The 19,562-nt window shown below is 65.5% G+C and carries 22 protein-coding genes; 18 read left to right on the plus strand and 4 right to left on the minus strand.

Annotated features, from left to right (window positions below; translation table 11 throughout):
- Positions 1-64: 64 nt before the first annotated feature.
- Positions 65-2,407, plus strand: a complete 2,343-nt coding sequence (locus MU558_RS12975; RefSeq protein ID WP_246966707.1) for a DUF7527 domain-containing protein — start codon at positions 65-67, stop codon at positions 2,405-2,407.
- 9 nt (positions 2,408-2,416) lie between these two features.
- On the opposite strand, the gene MU558_RS12980 is transcribed toward MU558_RS12975, so the two are convergent.
- Positions 2,417-2,722 carry a hypothetical protein gene (locus MU558_RS12980; protein WP_246966709.1) on the minus strand — a complete coding sequence of 102 codons (306 nt, stop codon included), beginning with the start codon at positions 2,720-2,722 and terminating at the stop codon, positions 2,417-2,419.
- Between the two features lie 258 nt (positions 2,723-2,980).
- Between MU558_RS12980 and MU558_RS12985 the strand changes: the two genes are divergently transcribed.
- The gene (locus MU558_RS12985; protein WP_246966711.1) at positions 2,981-4,342 is read left to right on the plus strand and encodes an adenylosuccinate synthase; all 1,362 of its coding nucleotides are present in this window, start codon (positions 2,981-2,983) and stop codon (positions 4,340-4,342) included.
- A gap of 78 nt (positions 4,343-4,420) precedes the next feature.
- Here the strand turns inward: MU558_RS12985 and MU558_RS12990 are convergent, their stop codons facing one another.
- The gene (locus tag MU558_RS12990) at positions 4,421-4,639 is read right to left on the minus strand and encodes a hypothetical protein (protein WP_246966713.1); all 219 of its coding nucleotides are present in this window, start codon (positions 4,637-4,639) and stop codon (positions 4,421-4,423) included.
- Positions 4,640-4,802: 163 nt separating this feature from the next.
- Between MU558_RS12990 and acnA the strand changes: the two genes are divergently transcribed.
- The 3 genes from acnA (at position 4,803) to MU558_RS13005 (ending at position 8,409) form a co-directional block, all read left to right on the plus strand.
- Positions 4,803-7,541 (plus strand): aconitate hydratase AcnA, encoded by a 2,739-nt coding sequence (gene acnA / locus MU558_RS12995; RefSeq protein ID WP_246966715.1) that lies wholly within the window; start codon positions 4,803-4,805, stop codon positions 7,539-7,541.
- A 95-nt stretch (positions 7,542-7,636) separates the two neighbouring features.
- A complete protein-coding gene (locus MU558_RS13000) occupies positions 7,637-7,831 on the plus strand; it encodes a methytransferase partner Trm112 (RefSeq protein ID WP_246966717.1) in 195 nt (64 codons plus the stop codon).
- A 5-nt stretch (positions 7,832-7,836) separates the two neighbouring features.
- Positions 7,837-8,409: a DUF7524 family protein gene (locus MU558_RS13005; protein WP_246966719.1), complete on the plus strand. Its 573-nt coding sequence runs from the start codon at positions 7,837-7,839 to the stop codon at positions 8,407-8,409.
- Here the strand turns inward: MU558_RS13005 and MU558_RS13010 are convergent.
- Positions 8,395-8,547, minus strand: coding sequence for a hypothetical protein (locus MU558_RS13010; protein ID WP_246966721.1), 153 nt, complete (start codon positions 8,545-8,547; stop codon positions 8,395-8,397). The genes MU558_RS13005 and MU558_RS13010 overlap by 15 nt on opposite strands.
- A gap of 35 nt (positions 8,548-8,582) precedes the next feature.
- Between MU558_RS13010 and MU558_RS13015 the strand changes: the two genes are divergently transcribed.
- The 11 genes from MU558_RS13015 (at position 8,583) to MU558_RS13065 (ending at position 17,343) form a co-directional block, all read left to right on the plus strand.
- A complete protein-coding gene (locus MU558_RS13015; RefSeq protein ID WP_246966723.1) occupies positions 8,583-9,707 on the plus strand; it encodes an acyl-CoA dehydrogenase family protein in 1,125 nt (374 codons plus the stop codon).
- A gap of 35 nt (positions 9,708-9,742) precedes the next feature.
- On the plus strand, positions 9,743-11,401 hold the full coding sequence (gene ligA / locus MU558_RS13020; protein WP_246966725.1) for an ATP-dependent DNA ligase LigA: 1,659 nt from the start codon (positions 9,743-9,745) through the stop codon (positions 11,399-11,401).
- Between the two features lie 139 nt (positions 11,402-11,540).
- Positions 11,541-12,191, plus strand: a complete 651-nt coding sequence (locus MU558_RS13025) for a helix-turn-helix domain-containing protein (RefSeq protein ID WP_246966727.1) — start codon at positions 11,541-11,543, stop codon at positions 12,189-12,191.
- A gap of 73 nt (positions 12,192-12,264) precedes the next feature.
- Entirely contained in the window at positions 12,265-12,660 is a 396-nt protein-coding gene (locus MU558_RS13030; RefSeq protein ID WP_246966729.1) for a DUF7344 domain-containing protein, read from the plus strand.
- A 25-nt stretch (positions 12,661-12,685) separates the two neighbouring features.
- Complete coding sequence (gene hisC, locus MU558_RS13035; protein ID WP_246966731.1) at positions 12,686-13,819, plus strand: histidinol-phosphate transaminase; 1,134 nt, start codon at positions 12,686-12,688, stop codon at positions 13,817-13,819.
- Entirely contained in the window at positions 13,816-14,325 is a 510-nt protein-coding gene (locus MU558_RS13040) for an adenylate kinase family protein (RefSeq protein WP_246966733.1), read from the plus strand. The genes hisC and MU558_RS13040 overlap by 4 nt, the downstream gene beginning before the upstream one ends.
- Positions 14,322-14,933: a CDP-alcohol phosphatidyltransferase family protein gene (locus MU558_RS13045; protein WP_246966735.1), complete on the plus strand. Its 612-nt coding sequence runs from the start codon at positions 14,322-14,324 to the stop codon at positions 14,931-14,933. Before MU558_RS13040 ends, MU558_RS13045 begins: the two co-directional genes overlap by 4 nt.
- Positions 14,934-14,982: 49 nt before the next feature.
- Entirely contained in the window at positions 14,983-15,525 is a 543-nt protein-coding gene (locus MU558_RS13050; protein WP_345781500.1) for a multiprotein bridging factor aMBF1, read from the plus strand.
- A gap of 96 nt (positions 15,526-15,621) precedes the next feature.
- Positions 15,622-16,266 carry a triose-phosphate isomerase gene (tpiA, locus tag MU558_RS13055; RefSeq protein ID WP_246966737.1) on the plus strand — a complete coding sequence of 215 codons (645 nt, stop codon included), beginning with the start codon at positions 15,622-15,624 and terminating at the stop codon, positions 16,264-16,266.
- 44 nt (positions 16,267-16,310) lie between these two features.
- Positions 16,311-16,658: a DUF8159 domain-containing protein gene (locus MU558_RS13060; RefSeq protein ID WP_246966739.1), complete on the plus strand. Its 348-nt coding sequence runs from the start codon at positions 16,311-16,313 to the stop codon at positions 16,656-16,658.
- A 61-nt stretch (positions 16,659-16,719) separates the two neighbouring features.
- The gene (locus MU558_RS13065) at positions 16,720-17,343 is read left to right on the plus strand and encodes a toll/interleukin-1 receptor domain-containing protein (protein ID WP_246966741.1); all 624 of its coding nucleotides are present in this window, start codon (positions 16,720-16,722) and stop codon (positions 17,341-17,343) included.
- 7 nt (positions 17,344-17,350) lie between these two features.
- On the opposite strand, the gene MU558_RS13070 is transcribed toward MU558_RS13065, so the two are convergent.
- On the minus strand, positions 17,351-18,010 hold the full coding sequence (locus MU558_RS13070; RefSeq protein WP_246966743.1) for a J domain-containing protein: 660 nt from the start codon (positions 18,008-18,010) through the stop codon (positions 17,351-17,353).
- 446 nt (positions 18,011-18,456) lie between these two features.
- Here MU558_RS13070 and MU558_RS13075 point away from each other — a divergent pair, with 446 nt between their 5' ends.
- Together MU558_RS13075 and MU558_RS13080 are read left to right on the plus strand one after the other, a co-directional pair.
- Positions 18,457-18,879: a DUF3054 domain-containing protein gene (locus MU558_RS13075; protein WP_246966745.1), complete on the plus strand. Its 423-nt coding sequence runs from the start codon at positions 18,457-18,459 to the stop codon at positions 18,877-18,879.
- Positions 18,880-19,334: 455 nt separating this feature from the next.
- Positions 19,335-19,556, plus strand: coding sequence for a DUF8015 family protein (locus MU558_RS13080; RefSeq protein ID WP_246966747.1), 222 nt, complete (start codon positions 19,335-19,337; stop codon positions 19,554-19,556).
- The last annotated feature ends 6 nt before the right edge of the window (positions 19,557-19,562 follow it).

Below are 19,562 nucleotides of genomic sequence, written 5' to 3' on the forward strand. Positions count from 1 at the left end.
CAACGTTCAACTTTTTAATACATACAGGCGAAACGTATTTATTCCATATCCCGTTTGTTGGATTATGGACTCGCGCACGCAAGAGCGCGTCGAGCGCTGGGATTCTCGCCCGTTCGATGGCGGTCGAGACGGGCTCTCCGATCTCGCTGACAGTGGGTTCTCGGGTGCCGTCACCGCAGCCGGGACGTGGCTGTTTATGCTCAACGGCCGCGTCGTCGGCGTCTTCGACGGCTCGCTCGAGGACTTCGACGCCGCTTCCGGGACCGTCTACGTCGCGCCCGACCCGGCACTTCCCTTACTGGCCGCGATGAAAACCCGCGGTGGCGACACGCGGGCGAAGTACTACACCAACGACACGCCGCTGTCGGAGGTCGATCAGACGCTTCAGGACGGCTCGTTTACGGGCTACGTCGAACTGAGCGAAAACGTCCTCAGTGGCGACTACTACGTGGTTTACTACGGCGGCCGACGGATGGCTGCCGCGTACATCGGCACTGCAGAGCGACTGCTCACCGACGAGGAGGCGTTCGAACGGGCGGCCGACGAGGTCGGGATTTACGAGGTGATCGACGTCGACGTCGACGTGACCGACCTTCGCGAACCGGCCAACGAACCGGAGCCCGACCCTGAACTCGAATCCGACCCGACGCCCAGTTCGCCCGACTCGTCCGGGAACCTCGACGTGTCGATCGACGCCGTCGAGGAGGCGGAAGCCGACGCGACCTCGAGCGACGTGACGGTCGACGACGCGCTGGACGACACCGCAAGCGACCCGGCGGCACCGACCGACGACGCCGCCACCGGGATCACGACGACGGACGACCAGCCGACCGACGCATCGTCACCGGGTATTACCGACGTGACCATCGATCCCACGGGCACCGAGTCGACGACCGACGGCACGCCCGAGACCACCGCTGCGACCGTCGACGAACCGACGGAGGGCCAATCGGCGTCTGTCGCCGACGCCATCGAGACGGCAGACGAGGCCGACGAGTCGGACGACGGGCCGACGGATCCGGACCTCGTGGAGGTCGAGGCCGCCGCCAAAGAACTGGACGAAAGTGGCATCTCCTGGACGGCCGACGACGAAGACGAGACCGACGGAGACGCCACGAAGGCGACCGAGTCCACCGACGCCGACGGCGGTTCCGACGACAGCGACCTCGAGAGGCAGTTCGAACGCGAAGAGCAGTGGCGCGAAACCCGGAGCATCCCGTCGATCGATCCGGACAACACGAGCGAGTCGGCGGCGGCCGAGCGCGGTTCGGCCAGCGGCCGACAGCGTTCGAACGCAGCGTCGTCGAGTGGGTCGACCGGCGCAAGCGCCGGGCCGAGCGAGCGCCAGCGCGGACCCGACCAGTCCTCGCCGTCCGGATCGAATTCGCCCCGTCGCGAATCGAGCGTCAGCGAAGCAACCGCAGCCAGCCCGTCGACGTCCCCGTCGCGCGCTCGCGACGCCGACGATCGAACGGCGCGCATCGAACGGCTCGAGGAACGTCGCGATGCCCTGGAAGCACAGCGCGACGAACTCGCGGAGAAGTGCGAACGACTACAGGCAGAGAATCAGGAACTGTCGGCCACTGTCGACCGACTCCAGTCGCGCATCGACGACCTCGAGCGCCAACTCGAGCAGGCGCAGTCGGCCGACTCGTCGACGGCGGTCGACGGCGTCGCGGGTGGCACCTCGCTCTCGCCGAAGCGGGCACTCGCCGGGACGAACCTCTTCGTCCGGTACGACTCGAAGAGCAAGCCGACGCTCGAGACGGCCCACGGCGGGGGTGCCAGCCCGAGCGAGGTCGCGTCGAACCTGCGTCTGGAACACCACACGGGATTCGACGACTCGACCGTCACCGTCGACGGGCAGCCGTACGTCGAGTTCCTCCGGGAGACGATGGAGTACCAGCTGGTCGACTGGCTGACCACCACCGTCCTTTACGAGATCCGCGACACCGGTCGCGCCGACGGACTCGGCGACCTCTACGACGCGATTCCGCGGATCGACCGTGCCGAGTTACACGCGTCGATCGCACTCGAGGACGACGCCGCGGACGTGCCGAGTGAGGTGACGTTCGACGTCGTCGCGTTCGACAAGATGGGCAACCCGCTTATCGTCGCCAACCTGAACCGCTCGCGCGAGCCGGCGACGCGTGAGATGCTCGAAGAGCTAGAGGCGACGGCGTCGGCGCTCAAGGCAAACTACCCCGATCTCGGGGCGGCGCTCGTCGTCACCTCGAGTTTCTTCGAACCCGGCGCACTCGAGGTGACAGAAGAGGCGACGAGCAGCGGCTTCCTGAGCCGCGGCTCGAAACTCAGCTACGTCAACCTCTCGCGAAAACAGGGATATCACCTGTGTCTAGTGGAGGCGCGCTCGGGCGGCTTCCACATGAACGTCCCAGAGCTGTAGGCGGTAGTCTTAGCCTTCGATCTCCGCGACGTCTTCGATCTTCATTCCCTCGAGCTTGTCGACGATCTCGTCGATCTTGCCGTCGAGTTCGTCGACGAACTCGGCAGTGCGCTCGGTCTTGATCGCACCCTGGCTGGAGGGCTCGATGAGGTTCTCCTCTTCGAGGACGCGCAGAGAGTAGCGAACTTTGTGGTGGGGGTAGCCGGTCTCGTTCGACATCTTGACGATCCCGATCGGTTCGTTTTCGATGACCATCTTCAGGACCTGCAGATGTCGTTCCAGCATATCGACTTCCTTCTCTAGCCGGTCTATCATGGCATTTGTTAACTTGTCTTTGCACCTTTTAAAAGTTACTCTCGAGAGGCGACGGGAATCAGTCTCAACTCGTCGATAATTCTTGGCAGTAGTTAACGCTTCGGGTTCGATCGTCGAATCGGGGGTGATCCCACCGCCGTCCCGGAGTATCGTCGCCTCCTGACAGTCACGATAGTGGCACAGACGGCCGCCCCTCGAGTGCCGCCGACCACCGATACCGTAATCTGTTTATCGACTGGGCAAGAACCCGTCGCTGTTATGACCGTCACTATCGTCGGGTCGCAACTCGGCGACGAAGGGAAAGGTGGGGTCGTCGACCTCTATGGCGACGCCGCCGACGTCGTCGTCCGCTATCAGGGCGGCGACAACGCCGGCCACACCGTCGTCTACGACGGTGAGAAGTACAAGCTCTCTCTCGTTCCGTCGGGGGCCGTCCGGGGCAAGGTCGGCGTCCTCGGCAACGGTTGCGTCGTCAACCCCGAAACGCTGTTCGACGAGATCGACACGCTCCGCGAGCGCGGTCTCGAACCGGACGTTCGCGTGGCCGAGCGTGCACACGCGATTCTCCCCTACCACCGCGTTCTCGACGGCATCGAGGAAGACGAGAAAGACGACCTCGCCGCTGGCACCACGAAGCGCGGTATCGGTCCGACCTACGAGGACAAGGCGGGCCGTCGTGGCATCCGCATCGGCGACATGCTCGACCCCGACACGCTGCGTGCGCGCCTCGAGTACGTCGTCCCCCAGAAGAAGGCCTTAGCGGAGGAGGTCTTCGGCAAAGAGACGGGCGAGGCGTTCGACGTCGACCACCTCTACGAGACCTACCGCGAGTACGGGAAGCGTCTCGAAGAGGAAGGGATGACCGTCGACTGTGGCACCTACCTGCAGCGGCGGATCGACGAGGGCGACGACGTCATGCTCGAGGGCGCACAGGGTACCTCGATCGACATCGATCACGGCATCTACCCCTACGTCACCTCCTCGAACCCGACTGCGGGCGGCGCCTGTGTCGGTAGCGGTCTCGGCCCGACCGTCGTCGGCCAGGGCGACGTGATCGGCGTCGTGAAAGCCTACCTCTCGCGGGTCGGTACCGGTCCGCTCCCGACCGAACTCGGCGGTGTCGAGGGCCAGACGCCGGGGTACGACCCCGACGAGGCAGACGACGAGGAAGAAGAACTCGCGACGTACATCCGCGACGAAGGCGGCGAGTACGGAACCGTCACCGGCCGTCCTCGACGCGTCGGGTGGCTCGACATGCCCATGTTGCGCCACGCCGCGCGTGCGAGTGGCTTCACCGGCCTCGCGGTCAACCACATCGACGTTCTCGCCGGCCTGGACGAGGTCAACGTCGGTCACGCCTACGAACTCGACGGCGAGGAAGTGCTGACGATGCCGCCGACAACGGAGAAGTGGGGCGAGTGTGAGGCGGTCTTGCGTACGTTCGACGGCTGGTCGGAGGTCGACTGGGCCGAAGTCGCCGACGAAGGGTACGAGGCGATCCCCGAGAACGCCCGGACCTACCTCGAGTACCTCGAGGACGAACTCGAGACGCCGATCTACGCCGTCGGCGTCGGTCCCGGTCGCGAGGAGACCGTCGTCGTCGAAGATCCCTACGAATAACGAGTCGGTTCGCGCCTCGAGCGGACGTAACCGGCCGTCGTGTTCGCCGACGGCCCGTTCGGACGTCGACGCTCGTTTTTACAGTTTGTACGAAATTCGTTCGATCGCCAGGACGGCTCTGTAGAGCAAGTAGCAGAGAAACAGCGCGAGACTCAGCGAGACTGCTGCGCCGACTGCCCACGCCCAGCGGAGGAGGTCGGCGACGAGGAGTGCGTACACGAAACTCACGAGCAGGGCGGCGAGAAGCACGATACCGTATCGAACGGGTATCCGTTCAGTGACTGGTGCTGAAGACATAAGTCAATCAATAAATGTAGTCGGATAAATATATGCCGACAGTGTCGATCGTCGAACAACGTACGACGAATTCGTCTCTGGTCGAAAATCGAGGCGCTCCGTCGGTATCACACCGTTCCAGAGATATCGGGAAGTTCAAGGTGTCTTCTTCCAGACGTGCCATATGGTAGAATCAGACCCATTCGACGCCATCCGGGAGATCGAGGTCGACGGGACCTCGTACTCGATGGCCGACCTTACCGTTCTCGAAGAGCAGGGACTGTGCGACCTCGAGAAGCTACCGGTGAGCATCCGGGTCCTTCTCGAGTCGGTTCTCCGGAACGCCGACGGCGAACACATCACCGAAGAGGACATCCGGAACGCCGCCTCGTGGGAGCCGGACGTGCCGGACGTCGAGGTGCCGTTCCAGCCGTCGCGCGTCGTCCTCCAGGACCTCACCGGCGTCCCCGCGGTCGTCGACCTGGCGGCGCTGCGCTCCGCTGCGGACCGCAAGGGCGTCGACCCGACGGTCGTCGAACCCGAAGTCCCCTGTGACCTCGTGATCGACCACAGCGTCCAGGTCGACTACTTCGGTAGCGAGGACGCCTACGAGAAGAACGTCGAACTCGAGTACGAGCGAAACGAGGAGCGATATCGTGCGATCAAGTGGGCCGAACAGGCCTTCGAGGACTTCAACGTCGTTCCGCCGGGAACCGGGATCGTCCACCAGGTCAACTTGGAGCACCTGGGTCAGGTCGTCCACGCCCGCGAGCAGGACGGCGAGCAGTGGCTGCTGCCCGACACGCTCGTCGGCACGGACAGCCACACCCCGATGATCGGCGGCATCGGCGTCGTCGGCTGGGGCGTCGGTGGCATCGAGGCCGAGGCCGCGCTGCTCGGCCAGCCGATCACGATGACGCTTCCGGAGGTCGTCGGCGTCAAACTCACCGGTGAACTCCCAGACGGTGCGACCGCGACCGACCTCGTGCTCCACATCACGGAGAAACTCCGCCAGGTCGGCGTCGTCGACAAGTTCGTCGAGTTCTTCGGCCCCGGCGTCTCCCAGCTTTCGGTGGCCGATCGCGCGACCATCTCGAACATGGCACCCGAGCAGGGGTCGACGATCAGCATGTTCCCCGTCGACGAGAAGACCCTCGACTACCTCGAGCTCACGGGTCGCGACGCCGAGCACATCGACCTCGTCCGCGAGTACCTCGAGGCACAGGGTCTGTTCGGCGAACACGACCCCGAGTTCACCGAGGTCGTCGAGTTCGACCTGGGCGACGTCGAACCGAGCCTCGCGGGCCACAAGAAGCCCCACGCCCGCATCCCGATGGGCGATCTGGACGAGCACTTCCCGACGCTGCTCGAGGAGCAGGGCGTCCTCGACGGCGGAGCCGCAACCAGCGACGGCGGACTCGTCACCGAGAACACGCCCGACCTCGACGAGAAAGTCCCCGTCACGCTCGAGGACGGCACCGAGGTCGAGATCGGCCACGGCGACGTTCTCGTGAGCGCGATCACCTCCTGTACGAACACCTCGAACCCGTCGGTGATGGTCGCCGCGGGGCTGCTCGCGCGCAACGCCGCCGAGGCCGGACTCGAGGTGCCCGAGTACGTCAAGACGAGCCTCGCACCCGGGAGCAAGGTCGTCACCGAGTACCTCGAGGCCGCGGGCCTGCTCGACGACCTGGAGGAGCTTGGCTACCACGTCGTCGGCTACGGCTGTACGACCTGTATCGGCAACGCCGGGCCGCTGCCCGACCCGATCGAGGAGGCGATCGACGAGTACGACCTCTGGACGACGAGCGTCCTCTCGGGCAACCGTAACTTCGAGGCGCGCATCCACCCGAAGATCCGGGCGAACTACCTCGCGTCCCCGCCGCTGGTCGTCGCCTACGGGCTCGCAGGCCGGATGGACATCGACCTCGAAGAGGAGCCGATCGGCGTCAACGACGAGGGCGAGGAGGTCTACCTCGAGGACGTCTGGCCGGACACGGAAGAGGTCCGCGAGACGATCCACGACAGCGTCTCGCCCGACCTGTTCGAGGAGAAATACGCCTCCGTCTTCGAGGGCGACGAACGCTGGGAAAGCCTCGAGGCACCCACGGGCGACGTCTACGAGTGGGACGACGAGTCCACGTACATCCGCGAGCCGCCGTTCTTCCAGGACTTCCCGCTCGAGGAACCCGGCGTCTCCGACATCGCAGACGCCCGCTGTCTGCTGACCCTCGGTGACACCGTGACGACCGACCACATCAGCCCCGCCGGGCCGTTCAGCGAGGACCTGCCCGCCGGCCAGTGGCTCAGCGAACGCGGCGTCGAACCCTACGAGTTCAACACGTACGGCTCACGCCGTGGCAACCACGAGGTCATGATGCGCGGTACCTTCGCGAACGTCCGCATCGAGAACCAGATGCTAGACGGCAAGGAGGGCGGCTACACGATCCACCACCCGACTGACGAGGAGGCCACCGTCTTCGAGGCATCCGAGCGCTACCGGGAGGAGGACACGCCGCTCGTGGTCCTCTCCGGCGAGGAGTTCGGGACCGGCTCGAGCCGCGACTGGGCGGCAAAGGGGACCGACCTGCTTGGCATCCGTGCGACCATCGCGAAGAGCTACGAGCGCATCTACCGCGACAACCTCATCGGCATGGGCGTCCTGCCCCTGCAGTTCGAAGCGGGTGAGGGCTGGGAGGAACTCGGCCTCGACGGCTCCGAGTACTTCGAGATCGAGGGTCTCGACGACGGACTCGAGCCCAACGACGAACTCACCGTCGTCGCCGAGGACGAAGACGGCGAGACCACCGAGTTCACCGTCACCGCACAGGTCGGCACGCCCGCTGCCGTCCGCTACATCGAGAACGGCGGCGTCCTGCACCTCGTGCTTCGCCGACTGCTGACCGAAGAGACCGCGGCCTGAAGGCCCGATCAACCCTCGACGACACTCCGTTTTTGCGCTCGAGTTACCGACCGCGTTCCCGAAACCTTTTGCTGACGGCGGTCACCGTTCCTATCATGAAAGAGTCGTTGCTTGAAATCCTCTGTTGCCCGCTGGACAAACACGATCTCGAACTCGAGGACGCCGAGTACGACGGCGACGAGGTCATTTCGGGAACGCTCGTCTGCAGCGAGTGTGGCGAACGCTACGCCATCGAGGACGGCATTCCGAACCTGCTGCCGCCGGATATGCGCGAAGAAACGCCAGCCTGAGAGCCGTGTCTCGAGACGAGGTCACCGTCCACGTCGGACGGAACGGCACGGACACGATCGCCGCCGACACGCGGACGCTCGAGACGACCGAATCGTTCGGGATCGTCCTGGAGAGCCACGACACGCCGGCACACGTCCACTGCCGACTCGGCGGTGACCTCGCACACGTCGCCACACTCGAGCAGTCTCACTACTACGTCGAACCGGACGAGGAGACGTACGTGCCGATTCTCGTCGACGACGTCGACGCCGACGTCGCGGGCACGCTCGAGGTGTCGACCGGCTACGGTGCGGCGTCGGTTTCGATCGACGTGACGGTCACGCCCGGCCCGCCGCCGGTCGAGGTCGACGAGACGCTCGCCCAGCCGCAATCGCCCGAGCAGGAACCGACCGTTTTCGAGCGCCTGTCGACGACGAGCGGCCTCGACGCCGGGACGATCGGGCTGTTCGTGCTGGGACTGCTCGCACTCGGCGTCGCGACCGCGACGGCGGCCGTCGTCGGCGGTCCAGTCGCGCTCGTCGGCGTCCTGGTCGTCGTCGTCGGAATCGGCGTCGCGACGCTGTTACTTCTGCGGTGACCGCAGTCGGTCTCCCCACCGCGTGAACGCGAACTGTGCGAGGACGTCTGCCTCGAGGTCGCTGGTGGTGAGCGTCCCATCACTGCTACCTGCCCATCCGCCGCTCGAGGCGCTGACGACGCACCTCGCGGGGAGCACATCATTTACTACGCTGTTGGCGAAAGAGGGTGGTAATGGACCTCTCGAACGAGCAGCAACTCATCCAGGAGACGATCCAGGACTTCGTCGAGGCGGAGGTACGGCCCGTCGTCGACGAGGCCGACGAGAACCAGGAGTTCCCCGAGGACGTCTGGGACGCGCTGGCGGACCTGGACCTGACCGGGCTGACGGTGCCCGAGGAGTACGGCGGCTTCGGTGCAGACGAGGTGACGAAAAGCGTCGTCAACGAGGAACTCGCCTACGGCCACCTCTCGCTTGCGACCGCGCTGTCGGTCCACGCCCTCGCGACGTCGTGTATCGACGAGTTCGCGAGCGAAGCGCAAAAGGAGGCGTGGCTGCCGGAGATGGCGACGGGGCGACCCGTCGGCGCGTTCGCGCTGTCGGAACCCGACGCCGGCTCGAACCCGGCGGAGATGACGACCGAAGCCCGCCGGGAGGGTGACGAGTACGTGATCGACGGCAAGAAACAGTGGATCACCAACGGACAGCGCGCGGGCGTCGTCGTTCTGTTCGCCAAGACCGACCGCGACGATCCCAACTCGGTCACGCAGTTTCTCGTCCCCAAAGACGCCGAGGGACTCGAGGTCGGCAAGAAAGAGGACAAACTGGGACTGCGCGCGAGCGACACGACCTCGCTTCTCTTCGACGGTGTGCGCATTCCGGCCGAAAACCGCCTGACAGAGGTTGGCGAGGGGCTGAAATCGGCGTTCTCGATTCTCACCGGAGGACGGATCGCCATCGCCAGCCAGGCCGTCGGCGTCGCACAGGCGGCGTTAGACGACGCCGTCGCCTACGCCAACGAGCGCGAGCAGTTCGGGAAGCCGATCGTCGAACACCAGGCGATCGGACACATGCTGGCTGACATGCAGACGAACGTCCAGGCAGCGCGCCTGCTCACCCGCGACGCCGCGCGAAAGAACGACGACGGACTCGATCCGATGGCCGCGAGTATGGCGAAGTACTTCGCCAGCGAGACGGCCGTCGACGTCGCCAGCGACGCCGTCCAGGTCCACGGCGGCTACGGCTACACCAAGGACTTCGACGTCGAACGCTACTACCGCGACGCCAAGATCACGACCATCTACGAGGGAACCTCCGAGATCCAGAAGAAGATCATCGCCCGGCACCTGAAAGAGTGAACGCTTAAGCGCCGCCCGTCGCCTACTCCACGTCGATGAAGTTCGCCGCGTTCGCCGACCGGGCCGGAGAGATCGAAGCCGAAGCGTCCGACCTCGAGATCGTCGACCACGTCACGTCACTGCTCGCGGACGCGAACGACGACCTCGAGCTCGTCGCGCGGTTCGTCCAGGGGCGGGTCTTCCCGGCGTGGGACTCGACGACCCTCGACGTCGGCCCGCGGACGTGCTACGAGGCGATCGCCCGCGCGGCAGGAACGAACGTGAGCGCGGACGACGTCGAGGAGCGCCTGGCAGCGGTCGGCGAGATCGGCGAGGTGGCGGCGAGCTACGACTTCGGCGGCCAGCAGGGACTCGGCGCGTTCACCGAGGGCGGTGGCGGCGACGCCCTCTCTGTCCGCGAGGTGTACGAGACGCTCGTCGACCTCGCCGAGGCGGACGGGTCGGGCAGTCAGGACCGCAAGGTCGATCTCCTCTTTGGCCTGTTCAACCGCTGCTCGAGCGAGGAAGCGCGCTATCTCGCCAGGCTCGTCCTCTCGGAGATGCGCATCGGCGTCGGCGAAGGCGCGGTGCGAGACGCCGTCGCCGCCGCGTTCGACGTCCCCGAGGACCGCGTCGAGCGCGCCCTGCAGGTCTCGAACGATTACGGACGGGTCGCGGTTGTCGCCCGCGAGGAGGGCCTCGAGGGCCTGGACGCGATGGACCTCGAACTCGGCCGTCCCGTCAGGGCGATGCTCGCCCAGGCGGGGACGGTGGCGGACGCGCTCGAGGAGTGGGACGAGACGGCAGTGGAGTGGAAGTACGACGGGGCCAGGATCCAGTTGCACCACGACCCCGACGGCGAGACGCGGGTCTTCTCGCGGAACATGGAGGACGTCACCGACGCCCTCCCGGAGGTCGTCGAGTTCGCCGCCGACCGTCTCGTCGATCCGGTGATCCTCGACGGCGAGGTCGTCGCGATCGACGACACAGGCGACCCGCTCCCCTTCCAGGAGGTGTTACGGCGGTTCCGCCGGAAACACGACGTGGCGAAAGCGCGCGAAGACGTCACTGTCAGACCCGTTTTCTTCGACTGCCTGCACGTCGCCGGCGAGGACTTGCTCGAGGCTCCGCTGACCGAGCGCCACGCCCGCCTCGAGTCCCTGCTCGCGGATGGCGAGGGGCTCTCGACGCTGTGGCTCACCGACGACCCCGACGAGATCGAGGCGATCGATGCAGACGCACTCGAGGGCGGCCACGAGGGGATCATGCTCAAAAATCCCGACGCGACGTACTCGCCGGGTCGTCGAGGGAAAAACTGGCTCAAGCGCAAGCCGGACGTCGAGACGCTCGACTGCGTCGTGACGGGTGCGGAGTGGGGCGAGGGGCGGCGAGCGACGTATCTCGGCACGTTCGAGCTGTCGGTCCGCGACGGCGAGACGTTCGAGACGGTCGGGAAGGTCGCGACAGGCATCACCGACGAGACGCTCGCCGATCTCACGGAGCTGCTCGAGCCCCACGTCCTGACCCAGGACGGCCAGGAAGTCGACCTCGAGCCCGCGGTCGTCTTCGAGGTCGGCTACGAGGAGATCCAGGCCTCGCCGACCTACTCCGCGGGCTACGCGCTGCGATTTCCCCGTTTCCTCGGGGTTCGCCACGACAAGGAGCCGGCCGACGCCGACACGCTCGAGCGCGTCAGATCACTGTACGAGGGGTGAAACGGGCTGCTGTACCGATTTACCGGTGCAACCGCAGGCGGTCGCGGTTGCACCGGAACTGACGTACAGTAGTCCGTGTGTGGCGCGGTCGATTCGGTGGGGTGGGTATTTTTAACACTGAAGTTACATACTCGCGGTAATGGCCGTCGTCTCGGAGTTCGAAATCGCCGCCGACGAGTTCGTCCTCGGACGGGTACTCACCGCGGAAGTCGACGTCGAGGTCGACGTCGAACGCGTCGTTCCGTCGTCGGATCGCATCATGCCGTACGTCTGGGTCGGTGGACGGGAGGTCGACGCCTTCGGTGATCGCATCGCCACCTGTGAGGTCGTCGACTCGATCGTCGAGGTCGATCGGCTCGACGGGCGAATCCTGTATCGAATCGACTGGAACGACGACCTCGAGTGTTTCGTGACCGGACTCGAGGCCCACCGTGCGACGATCCTCGAGGCACGAGGCGGCGATCGCTGGCACTTTCGGCTCCGATTTCCTGCCCACGAGGACCTGTCGGGTTTCCACGAGTACTGCGACGAACGCGGCATTGGCCTCTCGCTGGTCCGAATTCGTTCGATCGAGTCGCGGACGGCGGAGCGGTTCGAACTGACGCCGGAACAGCGACGGACGCTCGAACTCGCGACCGAACGGGGGTACTTCGAAATCCCGCGGGGGGTCACCCTGTCGGAACTCGCCGACGAACTCGGCATCTCGACGCAGGCGGCGTCGGAGCGCCTGCGTCGGGGGACGAACACGGTGCTCCGATCCGAGGTCGCCGACGACGCCAATTATGGTTGACCCGGGCGCAAGTAAGTAGACCCTGATCTCTACTGCCGAGCGCACACGTTATTGTAGTGTGTTCACATTGATCATGAAGTTCTCTCGGGCGGAGAACTCGGTTCGATCGACAGACAGATCCACCGAACTGTTCGAGACGCTGTCGTCACCTCGTCGACGAACGATTCTCGCCGTTCTCGAGGCAGGGGACGCGTCGTCGGTCTCGGAGCTAGTGACGTGCCTCCTCGCCGAACGCGGCCTCGACGAGGATGCGTCGGCGCTCCGGCGACGGGCCGCCGTCTCGCTCGTCCACGTTCACCTGCCGTGGCTCGACGACCGTGGCCTCGTCGACTGGGATTGCGAGACCGGGACGGTCGCGCTGACGGCCGCTGCTCGCGTGTGCGATCTCGAGGCGATCGAGCGCATTGCCTCGACGGGAGCCGCCGCCGGCGAAATCCCGACCGACGCGAGTACAGGTGAGCATCCTTAAGACCCGTGAGACGAACCGTTGGCGTATGCAACCGCGCGATCTGTCGGACCACGTCGCGTACGAGGCGGGCCGGGGGATCGAGGAAGTCGCCCGCGAGCTCGGGCGCGATCCCTCGGAGTTCGTCAAACTCGCCTCGAACGAGAACCCGCACGGTCCGTCCCCGGCGGCCGTCGTAGCGATCCGTGACACCGCATCGAACGCGAGTTCGTACCCGAAAGCCGCCCACGCCGACCTCACCGCCGCCCTCGCCGACCGGTGGGATGTCGCGAGTGAGCAAGTCTGGCTCGCAAACGGCGGCGACGGCGCGATCGACTACCTCCACCGGGCGACCCTCGAACCAGGTGACGACGTGCTCGTTCCCTCGCCCGGCTTCGCGTACTACGGGATGAGCGCCCGGTTCCACCACGGCGGCGTCCGCGAGTACGCGCTCTCGAAGGCCGACGACTTCGAACAGCCCGCCGAGACCGTCCTCGAGTCCTACGACGGCGAGCGCGTCGTCTGGATCACGAGCCCACACAACCCGTCGGGGTCGACGATGCCTCTCGCTGAACTCGACCGACTCGCCGAGGGGACCGACGAGGAGACGCTCGTCGTCGTCGACGAGGCCTACGGCGAGTTCGCAGACCGTGAGAGCGCCGTCGCGCTGATAGAGGGCCGTGCAGGGTTCGACGCCCGCGACGACGTCGCCGTCCTGCGGACGTTCTCGAAGGCCTACGGCCTCGCCGGGGTCCGACTCGGCTATGCCGTCGTCCCCGACGGGTGGGCCGACGCCTACGCCCGCGTGAATACCCCGTTCGCAGCGAGCGAACTGGCCTGTCGCGCCGGCCTCGCCGCCCTCGAGGACGACGAACACGTCGAGCGAACCGTCGAGACGACCCTCGAGTCCCGGGCGACCATGCGCGACGAGATCGACGCCCACGTCTGGCCCAGCGAGGGGAACTTCGTCCTCGTCGACGTCGGCGACGCGACGGCGGTCGCCGAGGAGATGCAAGACCGGGGCGTCATCGTTCGTGACTGCACGAGCTTCGGCCTTCCCGGGTGCGTCCGGATCACCTGCGGCACCGACGAGGAGACCGAGCGCGCCGTCGAGACGCTCAACGCGGTCCTGGGCGACGGGATCGGCGACTCCGGTGGACGAACGGAGGTGACGGACGCGTGAGAGTCGCCGTCACCGGCACGCCCGGAACGGGGAAGACGACCGCGAGCCGGCTGCTCGAGACGGACCTCGAGGTAATCCACCTCAACGAGGTGATCGAAGACGAGGAGCTGTACACCGAGATCGACGAGGATCGCGGCAGCGTCATCGTCGACCTCGAGGCGGCGTCGGAGTGGCTCGAGGGCCGCGACGACGTCGTGATCGAGTCCCACCTCGCCCACCGCTTCGACGCCGACCGCGTCACAGTGTTGCGGTGTCACCCCGACGAACTCGAGCGTCGGCTGCTCGAGCGCGGCGAGAACGAGGCGAAAGCCGTCGAAAACGCCGAAAGCGAAGCGCTCGACGTGATCCTCGCCGGGGCCGCCGAGGAACACGGCCTCGAGTCCGTCTACGAGATCGACACGACCGACCTGGAGCCGGCGGCGGTGGCAGCCGAACTCGAGGCCGTGATCCGGGGTGACCGTGAACCGAGTGCAGGAACCGTCGACTTCGTGGAGTACCTCGAATGACGCTCGACAAACTCAGGCCGTACGTCTCGGAGGTGCTCGACCCGTTCGTCCGGGGATTCGACCGACTCGGGCTGACACCAAACGGCGTGAGCGTGCTGGCGTTCGGGATGGCCGTCGCCGCCGCCGTCGCGTTCTACCTCGGCGGCGTCGCCGATCGGTTCTGGTACGTCGCCGCCGCCACACTGGTTTTTTGCAACGGCTGGCTCGACATCCTCGACGGCGCACTCGCCCGCGAGCAGGGCGTCGCCTCCCGTGGCGGCGACCTGCTGGATCACGTCCTCGATCGGTACGCCGACATCGTCGTCATCGCCGGTCTCGCCGCGGGGATCGGCGACTTCGTCCTCGGCTTCGCGGCGGTCACCGGCGTCGTGATGACGTCGTACCTCGGTACGCAGGCCCAGGCCGTCGGCCTCGAGCGCGTCTACGGCGGTCTCGTCGGCCGCGCGGACCGACTCGCGATCATCGGTGCCGTCGGCCTCCTCGCGTACCCGCTCTCCGAAACCTACGCCGGCTTCTCGCTCGTCGGCTGGCTGCTCGTCTTTCTCGCCGTGATCGGCCACTTCACGGCGCTCCAGCGCTTTTTCTACGCCTGGAAAGCCCTCGAGTGACGACGGAAGCGCCGCATCCTTTATGACTCGCGGCGATATAGTTTCGTGTATGGTTCAGTGTGAGATGTGTGGTGCCGAGACGTCGTCCCCGAAGACCATCAAGGTCGAAGGCGCGAAGCTGGACGTTTGTTCTAACTGTACTGACTTCGGTACCGAAGTGAAGACCCAGAGTTCGACCTCGAGCACCTCGACGAAGTACTCGACCGGGTCGAGCGGCTCCGGGTCGAGCGGCGGCTCGAGTTCTTCGAGCGCGGGTCGATCGACCGGGTCGAGCGGCTCTCGCCGCCGCTCGGACATGTTCGACGACATGGACGAACTCGCGCCGGACTACGACGACCGCATCCGGCGCGCCCGGGAGAAGAAGGGACTCAGCCAGTCCGACCTCGCCAACGAACTCAACGAGAAGGCGAGTCTCATCCGCAAACTCGAGCGCGGTGACACGCTCCCGAGCGACAACGTGCAGTCGAAACTCGAGCGCTTCCTCGACGTGAGTCTCACCGGCTCTGCCGGCACCGACGAGGACACCGAGTGGGAGGGTGGCTCCGCGAGCGGCAGCTACACCCTCGGCGACGTCGTCAAGCGAAAGGACTGAACGTCGCCGACGCGGATCTCGTCTCCTCGCTGCGTAGTGTGCCGGCCGATCGACGAACTCGGAAACTATTTCCCGCGAGCGCAATCCTGTTCGGATATGTTCGTCCTCGTCAACCTGAAGACGTATCCGTGCGATCCGATCGCGGTCGCGGAAGCCGCCCGCGACGTAAACGAGACGACCGACGCGCGCGTCGCCGTCGCGCCGCAGTCGACGGACCTGGCACGCGTCGCGGAGACCGGCGTCGAGACGTGGGCCCAGCACGTCGACCCGATCGACTACGGCAGCAACACAGGCCACGTGCTCGCGGAGTCGGTCGCCGACGCCGGCGCCGTCGGCACCTTGCTCAACCACTCCGAGCGCCGGCTGAAACTGGCCGACGTCGACGGTGCCCTGCGAGCTGCCCGGCGCGCCGACCTCGAGACGATCGTCTGTGCGAACAACCCCGGCCAGATCGGTGCCGCGGCGGCGCTCGGCCCGGACGCCGTCGCCGTCGAACCGCCCGAACTGATCGGCACTGGAACGCCCGTCAGTCAGGCCGATCCAGATGTCGTCGAGGGCGCCGTCGACGCCGCTCGCACCGTCGACGACGACGTCTCGGTCCTCTGTGGCGCCGGTATCAGCACCGGCGAGGACGTCGTCGCTGCCGGCGACCTCGGTGCGGAGGGCGTCCTGCTTGCGAGCGGCGTCGCCAAGGCCGACGATCCCAAAGCGGCGCTCGAAGACCTCGTCGCACCGCTGTAGGGCGACCCGCAGGCATTTGCCGCTGCCGGTCCAACGGTCGGTACATGACCGGGGAACGGCCACTGGCGGAGACGCTCGAGAATCGGCTCATGGGGCAAGGGATCTACCTCACCGACTGGGACCGCGAGGGGTCTGTCGTCGACCTCGAGTACGAGACCGTCGCCAACGTTCCGTCGGTAACCAGCCACGAGGTCGGCGTCGTGGTCCGAACCGTCCTCGAGATCGCCGACGAACGCGAGGAGTGGACGTCCGTCACGCTCGAGGCGACGTCGAAGACGACCGACGGGGACGTCCGCGGGACCTGGTACGTCGATGCAGACTGGTTCGACAGGCTGTACGACGATCTCTCGGAGGTCGAGTTCTCCCAGCGCGTCCTCGAGACTGTCGAGTGATCTTTCAGCGAATTACAGTTACATTGAAGATGTTCGACTCTAAATTAAGAGCCATCTATCGATGACTGGAGAGCAGGTGTACGTGGCACACGCGCCAGGCGACCTCGAGCTGGTCCAGGACCTGTTCTCGACGGTCAAGAACTTCCCCTTCGGCGTTCACATCGCTCTCGAGGAGGCCGACGCCGACCGTTCCCGGGACCTCCTCAAGGGTCGAATCGACGATAGTGACCTCCTCGTCGCCGTGTTGACCGACGATGCAGCTGACGACCAGTGGGTAAACCAGGAGATCGGCTACGCGGTCGCGAAGGACGTTCCCGTCCTCCCGCTGTACGACCACGAGCAGCTCCGCGGCGGCTACGTCACGGCCGTTGACGGGATAGAAATCGATCGCGAGAACCTGACGGCGACGATCTTCGCGCTCCTCGGTCGACTCCGCGACGAACTCACCCCGCTTGGCGGACTCGCGGTCCCGAACTGGTTCGTTCGGTTCCCGTGTACGCTGTCGGGCTGTGGCCACCGGGTCACCCTCGAGATCGACGACGAACAGACGAAACTGTGGAAGCGCCACAAACACGGTCAGCGCCTCGAGACGACGTGTGACGTCTGCGGGACGACGTACTACTTCGATCCGGCGACGATCGGATTCGTTCGGCGAGAGGACGGTCGAGCGCCACCGGGAAGGTGAGACGAGATCAGATAAGCCGATCGTAGGCCCGCTTGACGAGTTTGAACGCCGACCGACTCCCGCTCTTTCTGTCGGGGTGTGCGCTTTTGATCTGCGTCAGGAAGGCGTTTCGGATCTCTGACTCCGTCGCCCCCGCCTCGACGCCGAGGATCTCGCGCGCCTCGGCCTTTCGCATCTGGACGTCCGTGACGACGCCGTCGTCCTCGAGCAGTTCCTTGCAGTCTCGGCACATCTCCTCGGTTCGACCGTCGACCGTCGTGACCCGAAAGAGTTCCTCGCCGGTCCACTCGTGGCACTGACTGCAGAGGTTCTTCGTCGTGGCGATCTCGGTGGTCTCCGCCTCGGTGCCGTCGGCCGACGACTCGGCGCCGTCGCTTCTGCCCGGGACCTCCGCGAGACAGTCCGGACAACAGGAGATGACCGTCCCGTCGGTCAGGACGACGTCTTCGAGGTCCGCGCTGGGGAACTCGCCGTTGCAGCCGTCACAGCTGGCCCGCTGCGTGTCGAGCGACGAGAGTTTCTCCGCTGCTTCTCGAGCATGGGGTTCACACTCGGGACAGCAGGCGATGGCCTCTCCGTCGGGCATCGTCACCGTCGTGAGGTCCTCGAGCGAGACGGTTCGCCCACACCCGTCACATCTCTCTCGTCGTTCGTCGGCCACTGCCATCGAGACGACAGTATGTATTCTTGCTATATTAGTTCTGCCTTACGGCTGATAGAACGCGTGTCGCCACTGTCGACGCGCCGGGCGCTGAGAGCGGCCGTCTCGGCCCGGAGCGTGCCATCGTCGGCTTCGTCGTGAATCTTCGACGACGGGTCTCGAGAGCGTCACGAACTCCAGGAATCGTCTCCGAACGCCGGTCGACGTCGACCGGGCTAGGCTCTCGTTACCAGTCGCGGCGCTCGTCGTGGGACGGTCGTCGCGCTCGAAAGATGCCGATAACAAAGTACGAGAAGGGCCTCGTTTCGCGAGTGCGGGGCTGGGCGCCTCGCACGCCGACGCTCTGTCCGTTGGACGACCACGGCGACGCCAGTCGCCGCGGTTCCTCCTCTCCTGTCATCGCCGACCGAGAAACCGGGAAAGCCATAGGTCCAGGGGACCGATTTCGCCGTATGGTCGAAGACGTACGAACGCTCGAGACGGGCGGTGTCGTGGATCGCCGGACGCTGTTTCTGGGACTCGTCGACGTCGCGCTGGTCGCGGGGCTCGTACTCGTCGGGTTCCTGAACCACGGCGGCAATCCGGTCGACGCGCCGCTCGACGCACTCGAGACGATGACTCCGTTCGTGATCGGCTGGCTCGTCGTCGTGCCGCTCGCCGACATCTACGCGCCACGGGCGCTGTCCTCGTCGACGACTGCAGCGCGCGTGACAGCGCTCGCCTGGCTCGCCGCGGTCAACGTCGGGCTGTTGCTCCGGTCGTCCCCGGCGTTCGAGGGCGGGGTAACCTGGCCGTTTAACCTCGTGATGACCGGGACCGGGCTAGTCGTGCTCCTGACCTGGCGGATCGGATACGCGGCGACAGTCGGCGACTGATACCGCCTGCTGTACCTGATTCTTCGCACACCCGCAAGCCGTCCGGCGGTTGCATCGATCAAGAACGCGCACGGACACGTTCCAAAACTATCATTCCCTGTTCGATTTCGGTACCGTTTCCAAACGTGTCATTTCTCGCATGTGTGCTCTCGAGTCGAGTCGGGGCCACGTGAGCGAAACAGACGAGTTCTCCCGGACGGCTCTCGACCCGTGCGGATGCGTTCCCGAGTTTCGCTACCGCTATCCTGCGATTACGCAGTCTCCTCGACTCATCGCCGTTCGCGCGCGGTCGATTTCCAGGTCGACCTCGATCAAATTACAGCGTTTCGAGCCCGGTATTATTTACTCATAACTTATCAATATCCACTATGCTGGATCCGTATTGAAGACAAATCTGCTATAAGCCAATTATGGGAAACACTTATATAGCAATATCCCATAGTATGAGATAGATTATGGCTGGATATTACGACATTGTTCTTGGGCTCATTCCGGTCGCACTGCTCGGCGTCACCGCAGCACTCACTGTCGTCGGCATCTCCGTGATGAGCGCCGTGCCGTTCGGTGCGCTCGTCGCGGTCGGCCTCATCGGCCACGCGATGTTCGTCAACTCGCCGGTCGACGCGCGCGAAGAGAGCCAGAACCAGACGTCGCATACTCCAGCCAACGCGGACTGAAGCGCC

Source organism: Natribaculum luteum (genome assembly GCF_023008545.1).
In the GTDB taxonomy this organism is placed as follows: domain Archaea; phylum Halobacteriota; class Halobacteria; order Halobacteriales; family Natrialbaceae; genus Natribaculum; species Natribaculum luteum.